This window comes from Dactylosporangium sp. NPDC051485, assembly GCF_040682015.1.
Taxonomy (GTDB): domain Bacteria; phylum Actinomycetota; class Actinomycetes; order Mycobacteriales; family Micromonosporaceae; genus Dactylosporangium.
The window spans coordinates 1-14,601 of record NZ_JBFAZW010000179.1; the positions used below are offsets into that span (position 1 = coordinate 1).

11 protein-coding genes are annotated in these 14,601 nt (G+C 73.5%); 9 read left to right on the forward strand and 2 right to left on the reverse strand.

Annotated elements, in window-relative coordinates; all coding sequences use genetic code 11:
• From AB0M46_RS48915 to AB0M46_RS48930, 4 genes are all read left to right on the forward strand, one after another.
• Window positions 1-861: MFS transporter (locus AB0M46_RS48915; RefSeq protein ID WP_363348164.1), on the forward strand; the 861-nt coding region annotated here is incomplete at its 5' end.
• Entirely contained in the window at window positions 854-1,834 is a 981-nt protein-coding gene (locus AB0M46_RS48920) for a hypothetical protein (RefSeq protein WP_363348166.1), read from the forward strand. The genes AB0M46_RS48915 and AB0M46_RS48920, both read left to right, overlap by 8 nt.
• A 42-nt stretch (window positions 1,835-1,876) precedes the next feature.
• Window positions 1,877-2,272, forward strand: coding sequence for a hypothetical protein (locus tag AB0M46_RS48925; RefSeq protein ID WP_363348168.1), 396 nt, complete (start codon window positions 1,877-1,879; stop codon window positions 2,270-2,272).
• A 26-nt stretch (window positions 2,273-2,298) separates the two neighbouring features.
• On the forward strand, window positions 2,299-5,313 hold the full coding sequence (locus AB0M46_RS48930; RefSeq protein WP_363348170.1) for a BTAD domain-containing putative transcriptional regulator: 3,015 nt from the start codon (window positions 2,299-2,301) through the stop codon (window positions 5,311-5,313).
• On the opposite strand, the gene AB0M46_RS48935 is transcribed toward AB0M46_RS48930, so the two are convergent.
• Entirely contained in the window at window positions 5,295-6,092 is a 798-nt protein-coding gene (locus AB0M46_RS48935; protein ID WP_363348172.1) for an ABC transporter permease, read from the reverse strand. The two genes, AB0M46_RS48930 and AB0M46_RS48935, sit on opposite strands and share 19 nt — an antisense overlap.
• Window positions 6,093-6,141: 49 nt before the next feature.
• A complete protein-coding gene (locus tag AB0M46_RS48940; RefSeq protein ID WP_363348174.1) occupies window positions 6,142-7,107 on the reverse strand; it encodes an ATP-binding cassette domain-containing protein in 966 nt (321 codons plus the stop codon).
• Window positions 7,108-7,221: 114 nt separating this feature from the next.
• Here AB0M46_RS48940 and AB0M46_RS48945 point away from each other — a divergent pair, with 114 nt between their 5' ends.
• The 5 genes from AB0M46_RS48945 to AB0M46_RS48965 all read left to right on the forward strand — a co-directional run bounded on the left by AB0M46_RS48945 (window position 7,222) and on the right by AB0M46_RS48965 (window position 14,560).
• Window positions 7,222-8,331 carry a magnesium and cobalt transport protein CorA gene (locus AB0M46_RS48945; RefSeq protein WP_363348176.1) on the forward strand — a complete coding sequence of 370 codons (1,110 nt, stop codon included), beginning with the start codon at window positions 7,222-7,224 and terminating at the stop codon, window positions 8,329-8,331.
• A 113-nt stretch (window positions 8,332-8,444) separates the two neighbouring features.
• A complete protein-coding gene (locus AB0M46_RS48950; protein WP_363348178.1) occupies window positions 8,445-8,999 on the forward strand; it encodes a hypothetical protein in 555 nt (184 codons plus the stop codon).
• A gap of 32 nt (window positions 9,000-9,031) precedes the next feature.
• Window positions 9,032-9,649: a hypothetical protein gene (locus tag AB0M46_RS48955; RefSeq protein WP_363348180.1), complete on the forward strand. Its 618-nt coding sequence runs from the start codon at window positions 9,032-9,034 to the stop codon at window positions 9,647-9,649.
• A 337-nt stretch (window positions 9,650-9,986) separates the two neighbouring features.
• Complete coding sequence (locus AB0M46_RS48960) at window positions 9,987-12,044, forward strand: DNA topoisomerase IV subunit B (RefSeq protein WP_363348182.1); 2,058 nt, start codon at window positions 9,987-9,989, stop codon at window positions 12,042-12,044.
• A gap of 23 nt (window positions 12,045-12,067) precedes the next feature.
• Window positions 12,068-14,560: a DNA topoisomerase IV subunit A gene (locus AB0M46_RS48965; RefSeq protein ID WP_363348184.1), complete on the forward strand. Its 2,493-nt coding sequence runs from the start codon at window positions 12,068-12,070 to the stop codon at window positions 14,558-14,560.
• Window positions 14,561-14,601: the final 41 nt, after the last annotated feature.

A 14,601-nucleotide genomic window follows, 5' to 3' on the forward strand; every position in this document is an offset into this window, starting at 1 on the left:
GCGCGGCCCACGACCGCCGCCGCCGCGCACGCCACCGCCGCTCCGCCGGGCGCCGACCGAGCCACCGCAGCAGCGCGCGCCACCACAGCAGCCGCCACGACCGCGGCCACCACCACCCAGGCCGCCACAACGGGCGCCACCGCAGCCGCCGCAGACCCCCGGTCCGAAGCCGCCAACGCACGGTCCACCGCCGAGCCGGACAGCCCCGCGCACGAACCCGTCCCGCTCGACGCCGCCGGACACCACACGGCCGCCGGCAAGCCGGGAGTGTCGCTCGGCGCGGCGTTCGCGCTGCTGCGGCGCCGGGACTTCCGGATGGTCGTGATCGCCGCGACCGTCATGGGCCTCGCCACCATCGGCGACGGCTTCGTCTACCTCGTGCTGCAGCGCCACCACGCCATCGCCACGGGATGGTTCCCGCTGCTGGCCGTGGGCACCAACCTGGCGTACCTCCTCCTCGCCGTGCCCTTGGGGCACCTCGCCGACCGGGTCGGCCGGGCTCGGGTCTACCTCGGCGGGTTCGCCGCGCTCGCCGTCGTCTACGGCCTGCTCGCGGCCGGGGGCGGCGGGACGGCCGGGCTCGTGGTCACGGTGGCGCTCTACGGGGCGTTCTACGCGGCGACCGACGGCGTGCTGATGGCCCTCGCCGGGCCGCTGCTGCCGGAGGCGTTGAAGACCACCGGGATCGCGCTGGTGCAGAGCGGGCAGTCGCTGGCATACCTGGGTTCCTCCATCCTCTTCGGGGCGGCGTGGCAGTGGTGGGGCCCGGGCCCGGCCCTGTGCGCCGCCGCCGGGGCCGCCCTGACCGCGCTTGCCCTCGTGACATCTATTCTCCGCAGGGGTACGACAAAACATGCGTAAGATCTTGCTGACGTCGATCGTTGCCGCGGCGCTGGCCGTCGGGGCCGGCGTATACATCAACCGGGCCGCGCACCGCAACGACGCCGCGGCCGCCGCCAGCGAGGACGTCGACATCGCGCCCGGGCCGAAGCTGCTGGTCCGCAGCACCGCCGACGGGTCGATGGGGCACCTCGCCGTCGTCGACGCCGGCGCGCCCCGGCAAGGACGCAAGGTCTCCGCGGTGACGTGCAACCGGGTGTACGCCGCGGCCGGCACCGCCATCTGCCTGCGGCCCGACGGACCACTCGCCTCGTACCAGATCGCCGTGCTCGGCCGGCACCTGGAGCAGCGCGACGCCTACCCGATGGTCGGCGTGCCGAACCGGGCCCGGGTCTCCGCCGACGGCCGGCTGGTCGCCTGGACCGCCTTCGTCACCGGCGACTCGTACAACAACGGGCAGTTCTCCACCCGCGTCGGCGTGCTGGACACGAGCACCGGCGACATGGTCGCGGAGACGCTCGAGGACTTCGCGCTGACCCGGGACGGCAAGGCGTACCAGGCCGCCGACATCAACTACTGGGGCGTCACGATCGCCCCCGACGACCGCACGTTCTACGCCACGATGGCGAGCGCCGGGCACCGGTACCTCGTCCAGGGCGACTTCCAGGCCCGCACCATGAAGACCCTGGCGCAGAACGTGGAGTGCCCGTCGCTGTCGCCCGACGGCACGCGGATCGCCTTCAAGCAGGCGGTCGGCGGGGACCCCGCGAAGGGCTGGCGGCCGGCGGTGCTCGACCTCGCCACCCTGCACCCGACCGTGCTGGCCGAGACGCGCTCGGTCGACGACCAGATCGCCTGGCTCGACGACCACACCGTCATGTACGGGCTGCACCGCGACGCCGACCACGCCGACGTCTGGTCGGTGCCGGCCGACGGCACCGGGGCGGCGGCGATCCTGGTCCCGGATGCGGAGTCCCCGGCCTACCTGAGGTAGAAGCCCTTGAATACTCTCGCTACCTGAGAGTAACTTGTCTCGATGCGAACGCTGGCGTTGCTCCTCGCGGCCGTCGGGATCCTGCTCGAGGGCCTGGCCATCGGCGTGGTGCTCGTCGCCCTCGGCGGGGTGATCGACGCGTACTCGATGTCGCTCAACGGCACCGATCCCTCCGTCGCCTCGCCCGCCGTGAAGGTCGCGGGGATCGGGCTGGCGGTGCTGCTCGTGGTGCTGGCCGCCGGCCTCGGCGCCGCGGCCGCCCGCGACCGGCGCGCCCGTGGCATGGCGGTCACCGCCCTCGTCATCCAGAGCGTCGTGGTCGTCGTGGCCGGGATCGCGCTGGGCTGGGCCGTGTTCGCCGGGACGCTGGTGGTGCTCGGCACCATCATGTACGCGCTGCTGGACGACCGGCCGGTGCCCGCCCACCGCCGCGGTTAGACCGCCCCTGATGGCATGCTTGCCCGGTGCGGATCACCACCCTGGGCGAGTTGGCCCTCGACGACCGGCCGGTCCGCGGTGAGCGGCTCGCCGCCGTCGTCCGGGCCCTGGTCGAGGCCCGCGGCCGCACCCTGACCCCGGCCCTGCTCGCCGAGGCCGTGTGGGGCGGCGCCCCGCCCGACGACGCCGCCGGCGCCGTCCACGCCCTCATCGCCCGGGCCCGCCGCCTCGGCCTGCCCGTCGCCGCCGTCCCGGGCGGCTACCGGGTGCCGCCGCAGGACGTGGAGCTCGACACGGCGCTGGTCCGGGCCCGGCTGGCCGGCGGCGACCCCGACGGCGCCCGGGCCCTGTTCCCGGAGGCGCCCGACCTGGCCGACGACGCCACCGCCGCGCTCTTCGCCGAGGTGGCGGCGGCCCGCGCCGACGAGGCCGACCTGCGCCGCCTGGCCGGGCGCCACCCGCCGCACGAGCCGTCCGCGGCCCACCTGATGCGCCTGCTCGCCGCCCAGGGCCGCCAGGCCGAGGCCCTCGCCGTGATGGAGCGGCTGCGCGAGACCCTGGTCGAGGAGTACGGCACCGACCCGTCCCCCGCGGTCGCCGAGGCGCACGTCGCCCTGCTGCGCGGGCAGCTGTCCGTTACCAAGCCGAGGCTGCCCGTAGCCTGGCGGCGGGCGAGCACGCCGATGCTCGGCCGCGAGCAGGACGTGACAGCGATCCGCAAGGCGCTCGGCGAGGCGCCGCTGGTCACCGTCGTCGCGGTCGGCGGGGCCGGCAAGACGCGCCTCGCCGCCGAGGTGGCCCGCCGCAGCGCCGCCGACGGGACCCCGGTGCACGTCGTCGAGCTGGCCGGCCTGCGCACCCCGGCCGAGGTGCTGCCGGCGCTGCTGGCCGCGGCCGACCCGAGCCCGCGCCCGGCGGCCGAACGGCTGCAGGACATCACCGGCCTGGTCGTGCTCGACAACTGCGAGCACGTGCTCGACGGCGCGGCCGGCGCCGCCGCCGACCTGCTCGCCGCGGCCGACGAGGTGGCGGTCCTGGCCACCAGCCGGGCGCCGCTCGGGCTGGCCGGCGAGGTGGTGCACCGGCTGGACACCCTCGACGACGCGGCCGCCGCGGCGCTGCTGACCGCGCGGGCCCAGGCCGGCGGAGGGCGGCTGGCCGCCGATCGCGACGATGCCGTACTGCGGCTGTGCCACCGCCTGGACAACCTCCCCCTGGCGCTGGAGCTGGCCGCGGCCCGCCTGCGACACATGCCGATCGAGGACGTGCTGGCCGGCCTGGACGACCGGTTCGGGCTGCTCGACACCGCGCTGCGCGGCCTGCCCGAGCGCCACGCCAGCCTGTGGGCGATGGTCGACTGGAGCCGCGAGCTGCTCGGCCCGGACGAGCGGGTGCTGCTGGAGCGCCTCGCGGTCATCCCGGCCGCGTTCACCGCCGAGGCCGCCGAGCGGGTCAGCGGGCTGCCCCGCCAGCGCCTGGCCGCCCTCGTCGAGCAGTCGCTGCTGGTGCTGGAGCAGGGCGACGACGGCACCCCGCGGTACCGCATGCTGGAAACGGTGCGGGAATACGGCGAGGCCCGCCTGGGCGCCTCCGGCGGACGCGACGCCGCCCTGGACGGCCTGGTGGCGTGGGCCGGCGAGGAGGCGACCCGGCTGCACGCCGCGATGGTCGGCCCGGCCCAGCTGGCCGCGATCGCCCGCGCCTCGGCCGACCAGGACAACCTGGTGGCCGGGCTGCGCCGGGCCGTGGACGGCGACGACCCGGCGGCGTTCGCGATCGCGGTGACGCTGTTCAGCCTGTGGACGGTCCGCGGGCTGCACCAGGAGGTCGTGCCCTGGGCCCGCCGGCTGCTGCTCGTGGACGACCCCGCCGCCCGGCGCGGGGCCGACCTGGTCCACCGGGCCGACCCCGACCGGCTGGCCTGGGCCTGCGCGATCGGCGGGCTCAACGCCTTCGCCACCGACGCGCACCGGCTGTACGTCGTCGCGCTGCGCCTGGTGCGCCGGCTGCTGGCCGAGCGGGGCGGCGAGGTGTCCGAGCGGGCGGCGGCGCTCTCCCGGCTCCTGCCCGCCCTGGGCCAGTCCGACCTCGCCGAGGCGCTGCGGGCCGCCGAGGCGATGACCGCCCACCCCGATCCCTACGTGCAGGGCTTCGGGCTGTTCCTGCGCGTGGCCATCCGGGAGAACCGGGGCGAGCTGATCGACCAGGCCCGGCGCACCGCCGAGGCGGAGCTGGCCTACCGGCGCTTCGAGGAGGCCGGGGACCACTGGGGCATGGGCATGATCGCCCAGACGATCGGCGCGCAGTGGGTGCCCGGCGGCAGCGAATGGCTGCGCCGCGGGGCCCGGCACATGGAGCTGCTCGGCGCGGCCGAGGACGCGGGCTCCATGCGCGTGCTGCTCGACGCGCAGCTGGCCCAGGACGGCGATGACGACGCGGCCGAGCGGCTGCGGGCGGTCGCTGACGCGCCGGCCCCCGCCCCGCGGCCGGACGGCCTGCCGGCGCTGGACGCCACCCAGGCCAACCTCGGGCTGGCCCAGCACGCCTGGCGGCACGGGCGCCCGGCCGACATGGTCGCGCACGCCGAGCGGGCCTGGGCCCACGCCAACACGCTGGGCGTGCCGGCGCCGGTGCCGCAGATCCGGATGGTGGTCGGGGCGACCGCCGCGGTGCTGTGCCTGCGGACCGGCGACGGCCCGGCCCGGCGGCGGGCGGTGGAGCTGCTGGAGGCCACCCGCGAGGAGGCGCTCAGCGGGATCGACGTGCCCGGGCTGGGCTCGTGGTCGATCGGCGCGGCGGCGCTGGCCGCGCACCTCGGCGACGACGACGCCGCCCGCGAGCTGTGGGCGCTCGGCGAGCGGTGCGCGGCCCAGATCCAGTCCCTCTTCGGCGGCGGCACCGACCCCCGGGTGGACGCGGCGCTCGGCGACGCCGACGCCCGGGCGGCCCGGCTCGACGAATGGCGCGAGCGGCCGGTGACCGAGGTCACCGACCGCATCCGGGAACGCGCCGACGCGCTGCTTCAGACCTTGCGCCGGTAGGCGGCCAGCGCGAGCGGCATGAACACCACCACCAGCGCCGCGCACCAGCCGAGCGTCCACCACACGTGGGGCAGGTAGCCCGGGGTACCGAGGAACAGCCCCCGCATCGCCTCCACCAGGTGCGTGAGGGGGTTGTTGCGCACGAACCCCTGCATCCAGCCGGGCAGCGTGCCGACGCCGACGAACACGTTCGAGGCGAAGGTGAGCGGCAGCACGGTGAGGAAGCCGATGCCCTGCACGGCGCCCGAGGTCCGCACGATCATGCCGAGGAAGACCGGGGCCCAGCTGAGGCACAGCCCGAACAGGACCGCCAGCAGGCAGCCGGCCACGGCGTGCAGGGGGTCGCTGCCGAGGCGGAAGCCCATGGCGTAGGCGAAGGCGAAGGTCGAGATCGAGACGAGGACGTACCGCACCACGTCGCCGAACACCGCGCCGATCAGGGGCGCGGATCTGGGGATGGGGAGCGAGCGGAACCGGTCGAAGATGCCCTTCTCGATGTCGGTGTTGAGGTTCACGCCGATCGAGATGGCGCCCATGGCGATGGTCTGGGCAAGGACGCCCGGCATCAGGAACTGCAGGTAGCTGTGGGTGGAGCCGGAGACGGCGCCGCCGAAGATGTACACGAAGATGATCAAGAACAGCCCGGGCTGGACGGTGACGTCGATGAGCGCCTCGGGCGTGCGCCAGGTCTTGATGAGGCTGCGCCTGGTGAGCTCCAGCGAGTGGCGGATGAGCTTGAACGGCTTGGCGGCGGGGCGGTTGAGGGCGATGGTGCTCATGCTGTTCTTCCTTCCGGAGACAAAGCGGTGACAGGGCCGCGGCAAGCGGTCACGCCGCGAACTCCTTGATCGTGTTGGACGAGCCGGACGTGAGGGCGAAGAAGACCTCGTCGAGCGAGGGCAGGTGCAGGGAGAGCTCGGTCACGCCGATGCCCTCCGCGGTGAGCCGGGCCACGGCCTCGGCCATCGCGGCGTCGCCGGAGACGGGCACGGCCAGCTTCCCGTCGCGCAGCGCCTCGGGGGCGGCGCCGGAGGAGACCATGGCGAGAATCTCGGCGGTGCGGGGCAGGTCGCGCTCGTCGGCCGGGCGCACCTCCAGGGTCTGGCCGCCGACCCGGCGCTTGAGCCGCTGCGGCGTGTCGTTGGCGATGACCCGGCCGTGGTCGATGACCGTGATCTCGTCCGCCAGGGCCTCGGCCTCCTCGAGGTACTGCGTGGTGAGCAGCACGGTCGACCCGTCGCGCACCAGCGACCGCACGACCCCCCACATGTCTTCCCGCTTGGCCGGGTCGAGCCCGGTCGTCGGCTCGTCGAGGAAGATCACGTCGGGCCGGCCGACGAGGCTCGCGGCCAGGTCCAGGCGGCGGCGCATGCCGCCCGAGTACGTCTTGGCCGGCCGGTCCGCGGCCCCGGTCAGGTCGAACCACTCCAGCAGCTCGGCGGCCCGGGCCCGGGCGCCCTTGCGGCCCAGGTCGAGCAGGGTGCCGAAGAGCACCAGGTTCTGCCGGCCGGTGAGGTCCTCGTCGACCGAGGCGTACTGCCCGGTCAGCCCGATCGACGCGCGCACCCGCTCGGCGTCGCGGACCACGTCGTGCCCGGCGATGCGGGCGCGCCCGGCGTCGGGGCGCAGCAGCGTGGACAGGATGCGCACGGCGGTGGTCTTGCCGGCGCCGTTCGGGCCGAGCACCCCGTGCACGGTCCCCTGCGGGATGGCCAGGTCGACGCCCTGCAGCGCCCGGGTCTGGCCGAAGCTCTTGGCAAGGCCCACGGCCTCGACCATCGGTTCGTTCGTCATGCCGGCAACGTTGCGCGCCCCCGCCGACACGGCCCCGATACGCGACCGACACGGCCCGGCAGCGGCCCGACACCGTGATACGGCGCGAGCGCCGCGGCGGTACCGTGACCGCTCATGAACGAAGCGAAGGTTGGCCCCGGGCGGAAGGTCGGCCGGCTGATCGGCCGCGTGCTACTGCGCCTGCAGGCGCCCGAGCACCTGCCCAGCCTGCTCCCGCGGCCCGAGGAGGACGCGGCGGTGATGGACTGCGCGCTGTACGTGCGCGGCAGCCGCCAGCCGGGCCGGCCCTCGTTCGCCGACGCCTACGCCGCCGCCCGCCGCCGGCGCAACGGCTTCGTCTGGCTGGGCCTGTTCGAGCCGAGCTGGGCCCAGTTCGCGGCGGTCGCCGAGGTCGCCGGCGTCGACGAGGCCACCGTCGAGAAGACCATGGCGACCGACCGGCGCCCGGCCATCGAGCGGCGCGGCGAGGTGACGGCGCTCACCGTGCGCACGGCGCGGTACGTCGAGCACGCCGAGCTCACCGAGACCTCCGAGGTCGTCGACACCGGCGCGGTGACCCTGCTCATCGGCCGGCACTTCGTCGTCTCGGTGCGCCACGGCGGGGCCGGGGCGCTCGCGGACGTGCGCGAGGGGCTGCAGCGGCGCCCGGGCCTGCTGGGACTCGGTCCGTGGTCGGTCGGCTACGCGGTGATCGAGCGGATGGTCGAGGTCTACCACGAGGTGTCGACCCGGGTCGAGCAGGACGTGGAGAAGCTCGAGGAGACCGCGTTCCTGCGCCACGGCGGCTGCGACGTGCAGCAGATCTACCAGCTCAAGCGCGAGCTGGTCGAGTTCAAGCGGGCGGTGCTGCCGCTGCAGGCGCCGCTGCGCGCGATGCTCGACGCGGGCTCCGACCTGCCGCCGGGTCTGCGACAGTACTTCCAGGACGTGCACGGCAGGCTCCAGCAGGTGGTGGAGCGCGTCGCGTCGTACGACGAGTTGCTGGACTCGATCCTGCAGGCCCGGCTGGCGCAGGTCGGGCTCGACCAGAACAACGACATGCGCAAGATCGCCGCGTGGGCCGCCATCGCCGCGGTGCCCACCGCGATCGCCGGGATCTACGGCATGAACTTCGACCACATGCCCGAGTTGCACTGGCAGTTCGGCTACGGGCTGATCGTCGCGGTCATGGCGAGCGCGATGCTGTTCCTGCACCGCTTGTTCCGCAAGTCCGGGTGGCTGTAGGAGCGGCTGTGAGCACCCGTCGGCATCCACGTCGATGACTGCATGGCACGCAAAGGGGGCGCGGGAACCTGGCCGGCGTACTACGGTGGAACCCGACTCGGGGGAGGCGTCGCATGCGGGTGTCCACACAGGTACGGCTGGTCCACTGGGCCATCACCGCGGCGACCGCGCTGCTCGCGCTGGACGTCTCGCTGTCGGCCGCGGCGCTGGTCCACCTCGGGCGGCAGCACTTCCGGCTGGTGTCCGAGGCGCAGGTCACGCGGGTGCACACCGACATCGTGAACACCCTGGCCGTCGCCGCGGTCTCCGTGCTCGCGCTGGCCGTCATCACCCTGTTCGTGCGCCGCCCGACCAACAAGGTCCGGGTCGCCGTGTGGGTCGCCGCCCCGCTCATCACGCTGGCGACCCTGTGTTTCCTGGTCGGCGGGCCACAGTGGGCGGTGGCCCCGACCGGTGAGGAGCCCGAGCTGCTGCGGGCCGAATACGCGCAGGCCGTGCCCGACTGGTACACGAACCTGCACGGCGTGACCGGGCTGCTCGCGGTCGCACTGCTGGTCTTCGCGTGGGTGTTCATGTTCCGCACCGACCTGCGCGAGTACTACATCGACGGCAGCAGCGACGCCAACCGCGGCTACACGTCGTGGGTCGAGCGCACCGGCGGCCCGTGACGGCTCGCGATATCGCGTCGTAAGGTGTCGCGGTGAGCGAAGACTCGCCCCACTCCCAGGGGCCGCGCCCGCCGGTCTGGAACCGCCGCCCCGCACTGCCGCCGGCCGCCGCCCCCTCGCCCCGCCCCGCTCCCCCGCCCGCCGCCACGGCCACCCGCATCCCGGACAACGTGCCGTTCCTGGTGCGGCCGAGCGTGTTGCGGCGGGCGCTCGTCTTCGTGCCGCTGGTGGTGGCCCTGCTCTTCGTGATCGGCTGCCCGGCCGCGCTGACGCTGACCGCGGACGGGCCGGAGCACACCAGCGGCGACATCGTGCTGCTCGTGGCCGGCATGTCGTGCCTGGTCGTCACGTTCGGCACCGCCCTGGCGCTGCACCTGATCGCCCACACCGCGGGCGGGCCCATCCTCGGGGTCTCGCCGGCCGGGGTGTGGGTCCGGCGCGTGGGGCTGCGCCGCAGCGTCACCTGGCTGCCGTGGGAGCAGGTCGCCGAGATCCACCGCGGGCGCCGGCTGCTGGAGAAGGTCGTCAGCGTGCGGCCTCGGACCGGTGAGCGCCACACCGCGACGCTCACCTTCGCCGACCGCTCGGAGGACGAGATCCTGGCGGCGCTGCGGGAGTTCAGCGGCGGACGGGCGCAGCTGCGTTTCTAGTACCGCGTGGCGGTCGGCCGGTTCGGGCTCGGGCGCAGTAGTATGTCATGTCGCTGTACATGTGTTCGATGCCGCAGACGCTCGGCGCGCTGCCGCCTGATCGCCGGCGCCCGTGGTGGGCGGCAGTGTGCAAGCGGTCACGGCGATGCACCTCGCCCGGGCGGCCGGATCGGTTCGCTGCGAGCATCGACGGCCACCAGCCCGTGGTTCGATGCTCCGCCGATTCGGAAATCGGGCGCGTCGGACACCACACGCGGCGAGGGCGCCACGAAAATGTCAGACCCTGGAGCTACGCTCGCGGGCAGCACAGGGACCAGGACCATTGGAGAGAGTCGAGTTGACCGCACAACCCGAGACCTTGTACGGGGCAGACGACCTCACGCTCCTCGAAGGCCTGGACGCCGTCCGCAAGCGCCCGGGCATGTACATCGGCTCGACCGACAGCCGGGGCGTCGCCCACCTCTTCAACGAGATCGTGGACAACTCCACCGACGAGGGCATCGCCGGACACGCCACCCAGGTCGAGGTGACGCTGCACGCCGACGGGTCGGTGCAGGTCGATGACGACGGCCGCGGCATCCCGGTCGGCGTGCATACGAAGTCGGGAATGTCCGGCGTCGAGCTGGTGCTGACCCGGCTGCACGCGGGCGGGAAGTTCGGCGGGTCGGGGTACAAGACCTCCGGCGGCCTGCACGGCGTCGGCGCCTCCGCGGTCAACGCGCTGTCGACCCGCTTCGAGGTGACCGTCCGCCAGGACGGCAAGGTCCACCACATGTCGTTCCAGCACGGCGTGCCGGGCGACTTCGACGGGGCGGGGGCCGTGGCGAAGTTCACCCGTCGCGGCGGGCTGACGGTGCAGGGCCGGATGAAGCGCGGCTCGGCGACGGGCACCTCGATCCGCTACTGGCACGACCCGCGGTATTTCGAGTCCGCCGCCGCGCTCGACCCGGAGGCGGTGCGGGCCAAGCTGCGCAACACCGCGTTCCTCGTGCCGGGCGTGACCTACGTGCTCAAGGACGCCACCCAGGGCTCGATCACCACCGAGACGTACCACTACCCCGATGGGCTGTCCGACATGGTGGAGTTCCTCGCCCCGAGCGGGGACAAGCCGGTCTGCGGGACGCTGCTCATCAACGGCGAGGGTCAGTACAAGGAGAACGCCGCCGACGAGAACGGCGTGATGAAGGCCAACGTGGAGCGGCGGGCCGAGGTCGAGATCGCGCTGCGCTGGGGCACCGGCTACGACCGCGTGGTCGAGTCCTTCACCAACACCATCCGCAACATGCACGGCGGCACCCACCGGCGCGGCTTCGAGCGGGGCGCGGTGCGGGCGCTGACCGAGGCGATCCGCAACACCCGTGGCCTGCTGCGGCCCAAGGAGGATCTGCCGACCATCGACGACGTGCTCGAGGGCATGACCGCGGTCATCCACGTGCGCATCCCCGAGCCACAGTTCACCTCCCAGACCAAGGACGAGCTGTCCACCGCCCCGGTGACCCGGGTCGTGCAGCAGGTCGTCGAGCAGCACCTCAAGGCCTGGATCGAGGCGCGCAAGACCAAGGTCGAGGCGCGCACCGTGCTGCAGAAGATCGTCGACGCGGCCCGGGTGCGGCTCACGCAGAAGCAGCAGAAGGACGCGGCCCGGCGCAAGACGGCCCTCGAGGGCGCGTCGATGCCGGCCAAGCTGGTCGACTGCCGCTCCACCGGGGTGCACCGCAGCGAGCTGTTCATCGTCGAGGGCGACAGCGCGCTGGGCACCGCGCGGATGGCGCGCTCGTCGGAGTACCAGGCGCTGCTGCCGATCCGCGGCAAGATCCTCAACGTGCAGAAGGCCAACATCCAGCAGGTGCTGGACAACCAGGAGTGCTCGGCGATCGTGCAGGTGCTCGGGGCCGGCTCCGGGCGCACCTTCGACCTCGAGACCATGCGCTACGGCCGCATCCTGATCATGGCCGACGCCGACGTCGACGGCTCGCACATCCGCACGCTGCTGATCACGCTGTTCGCCAAGTACATGCGGCCCGTGATCGCCGACGGGCGGCTGTATGCGGCCGTCCCGCCGCTGCACAAGATCGTCACCAAGGGCCGCAACTCGGAGACGATCTACACGTACACGCAGCAGGAGATGATCAGCACCGTGGCCCGGCTGGAGAAGGCCGGCAAGCAGGTCGTGACGCCGATCCCCCGGTTCAAGGGTCTGGGCGAGATGGACGCCGACGAGCTGTGGGAGACCACGATGAACCCGGCGACCCGCGCGGTGCGGCGCATCACGCTGGAGGACGTCGAGGCCGCCGAGGAGGTGCTCGAGCTGCTCATGGGCGAGCGGGTCGAGCCCCGCCGGAACTGGCTGATCGAATCCGCCGAGCGGGTCGACCAAGAGACCATCGACGCCTGAGACCGGAAGGCCGTTTCTTCACCATGGCACGCAGGACCACCAAGGCGGTCAAGGCCGACCTGTCCGCTTTCGATCAGGCGGGCGCGCGGGTGCTCGACAACCCGCTCACCACCGAGGTCGAGGATTCGTATCTGGAGTACGCGTACTCCGTCATCCACTCCCGCGCCCTGCCCGACGCGCGGGACGGGCTCAAGCCGGTGCACCGCCGGATCCTGTTCTCGATGAGCGAGCAGGGCCACCGGCCCGACCGCGGGCACGTGAAGTCCTCCCGGGTCGTCGGTGACGTGATGGGTAAGTACCACCCGCACGGCGACGTCGCGATCTACGACGCCATGGTCCGCATGGCCCAGGACTTCTCGCTCAACGTGCCGCTCATCGACGGGCACGGCAACTTCGGCTCCCCGGACGACGGGCCGGCGGCGTCGCGGTATACCGAGGCCCGGATGTCGCGCGAGGCGATGCTGCTCGTCGGCGAGCTCGACGAGGGCACCGTCGACTTCCGGCCCAACTACGACGGCTCCCTCGATGAGCCCTCGGTGCTGCCCGCGGCCTTCCCCAACCTGCTGGTCAACGGCTCGTCCGGGATCGCGGTCGGCATGGCGACCAACATGATCCCGCACAACCTGGGCGAGGTCGTCGCCGCGGCCCGCTGGCTGATCAACCACCCGGCGGCCACGCTGGACAAGCTGATGGAGTTCGTCCCCGGCCCCGACCTGCCCACCGGCGGGCTGCTGCTCGGCCTGGACGAGGTGCGCCGGGCCTACGAGACCGGGCGCGGCGTGGTGCGCATGCGCGGCCGGGTCGAGGTCGGGCTGCTGGAGGGCAGCCGCGGGCGGCAGGCGATCACGGTGACCGAGCTGCCGTATGGCATCGGCACCGAGAAGGTCATCGAGAAGATCACCGACGAGGTCAACAAGACCAAGCGGCTGCAGGGCATCGCCGACGTCAAGGACCTCACCGACCGGGAGAACGGCACCCGGCTGGTCATCGAGTGCAAGGTCGGCGTCAACCCGCAGGCCCTGCTGGCCGACCTCTACCGGCTCACCCCGCTCGAGCAGTCCTTCGGCGTCAACAACCTCGTGCTGGTCAACGGCCAGCCGCGGACCCTCGGGCTCAAGGCGCTGCTGGAGGTGTTCCTCGAGCACCGCTACGAGGTGGTCACCCGGCGCACCGAGTTCCGCCGCAAGAAGCGCCAGGACCGCCTGCACCTCGTCGACGGCCTGCTCATCGCCCTGCTCGACATCGACCGCGTGATCGCCCTGATCCGCGACAGCGACAACGCGGCGGCCGCCAAGGCCGGCCTGATGAGCGAGTTCGGCCTGACCGACGTCCAGGCCACCTACATCCTCGACACCCCGCTGCGCCGGCTCACCCGCTACGACCGCATCGAGCTGGAGGCCGAGCAGCAGCGGCTCAACGAGGAGATCGCCGCCCTGAGCCGGATCCTCGACGACGAGAAGGTGCTCAAGAAGGTCGTCTCCGACGAACTGGCCGCGGTGGTCAAGGAGCACGGCCAGCCCCGCCGCACCACCCTCATCGACGGCGACCTCAAGGAGGTCCTCGCCGCGTCCGTGCCGGCCGGCCCGCTCGAGGTCAGCGACGACCCGTGCCAGGTGCTGCTGTCGGCGACCGGCCTGGTGGCCCGCACCGCCGCCGAGTCCGAGGAGGCCCCGGAGGGCAGCCGCAAGGCCGGCCGGGACAAGCACGACACGGTCCGCGCCGTGGTGCACACCACCGCCCGCGGCCAGGTCCTGCTGGTCACCAGCCGCGGCCGCGCCTTCAAGGTCGACGTGCTGCCGCTGCCGGTCCTGCCCGACCAGCCCGGCACGGTCTCCCTGCGCGGCGGCATGTCCACCGCGGAGCTGGTCCCGCTGGAGTCCGGCGAGAAGGTGGTCGGCCTGGCCCCGCTCACCGACCGCGGCGCCGAGTCCGGCTCCCCCGGCCTGGCCCTGGGCACCCGCGCCGGCATGGTGAAGATCTGCGCCCCCGAGTGGCCGGTCCGCGCCGACGAGTTCGAGGTCATCGGCCTGCGCGACGGCGACGAGGTGGTCGGCGCCACCTGGCTCACCGACGGCGCCGAGACCCTGGCCTTCGTCAGCTCCGACGCCTCGCTGCTGCGCTTCCCGGCCAACCTGGTCCGCTCGCAGGGCCTGAAGGGCGGCGGCATGGCCGGCATCAGCCTCGCCCCGGACACCACCGTGCTGTTCTTCGGCGCCGTCACCACGAAGGACCCGGAGCACGGCGAGCCGATGGTCGTCACCGCCACCATGGGCAACGCCAAGGTCACCCCCCTGCGCCTGTATCCGGCGAAGGGCCGCGCCACGGGCGGCGTGCGCGCCCAGCGCTTCCTCAAGGGCGAGTCCCACCTGGTCCTGGCCTGGATCGGCCCCCGCCCGGTCGCCGCCTCCACGAAGGGCGAGCCGCGCGACCTCCCGGCCCTCGACCAGCGCCGCGACGGCTCGGGCGCCCAGCTGCGCGCCCCGGAGCTGGTCGGCCACCTGGTCGAGCGCGGCTGAGCGCCGTACCCGGCCGGCGGATCGGCGCGCGCCGATCCGTC

Coding starts and splice junctions, on each gene's coding strand:
- AB0M46_RS48945 (WP_363348176.1), top strand. CDS start 7,222: ATGAACGAAGCGAAGGTTGGCCCCGGGCGGAAGGTCGGCCGGCTGATC.
- AB0M46_RS48940 (WP_363348174.1), bottom strand. CDS start 7,107: ATGACGAACGAACCGATGGTCGAGGCCGTGGGCCTTGCCAAGAGCTTC.
- AB0M46_RS48935 (WP_363348172.1), bottom strand. CDS start 6,092: ATGAGCACCATCGCCCTCAACCGCCCCGCCGCCAAGCCGTTCAAGCTC.
- AB0M46_RS48925 (WP_363348168.1), top strand. CDS start 1,877: ATGCGAACGCTGGCGTTGCTCCTCGCGGCCGTCGGGATCCTGCTCGAG.
- AB0M46_RS48920 (WP_363348166.1), top strand. CDS start 854: ATGCGTAAGATCTTGCTGACGTCGATCGTTGCCGCGGCGCTGGCCGTC.
- AB0M46_RS48950 (WP_363348178.1), top strand. CDS start 8,445: ATGCGGGTGTCCACACAGGTACGGCTGGTCCACTGGGCCATCACCGCG.
- AB0M46_RS48965 (WP_363348184.1), top strand. CDS start 12,068: ATGGCACGCAGGACCACCAAGGCGGTCAAGGCCGACCTGTCCGCTTTC.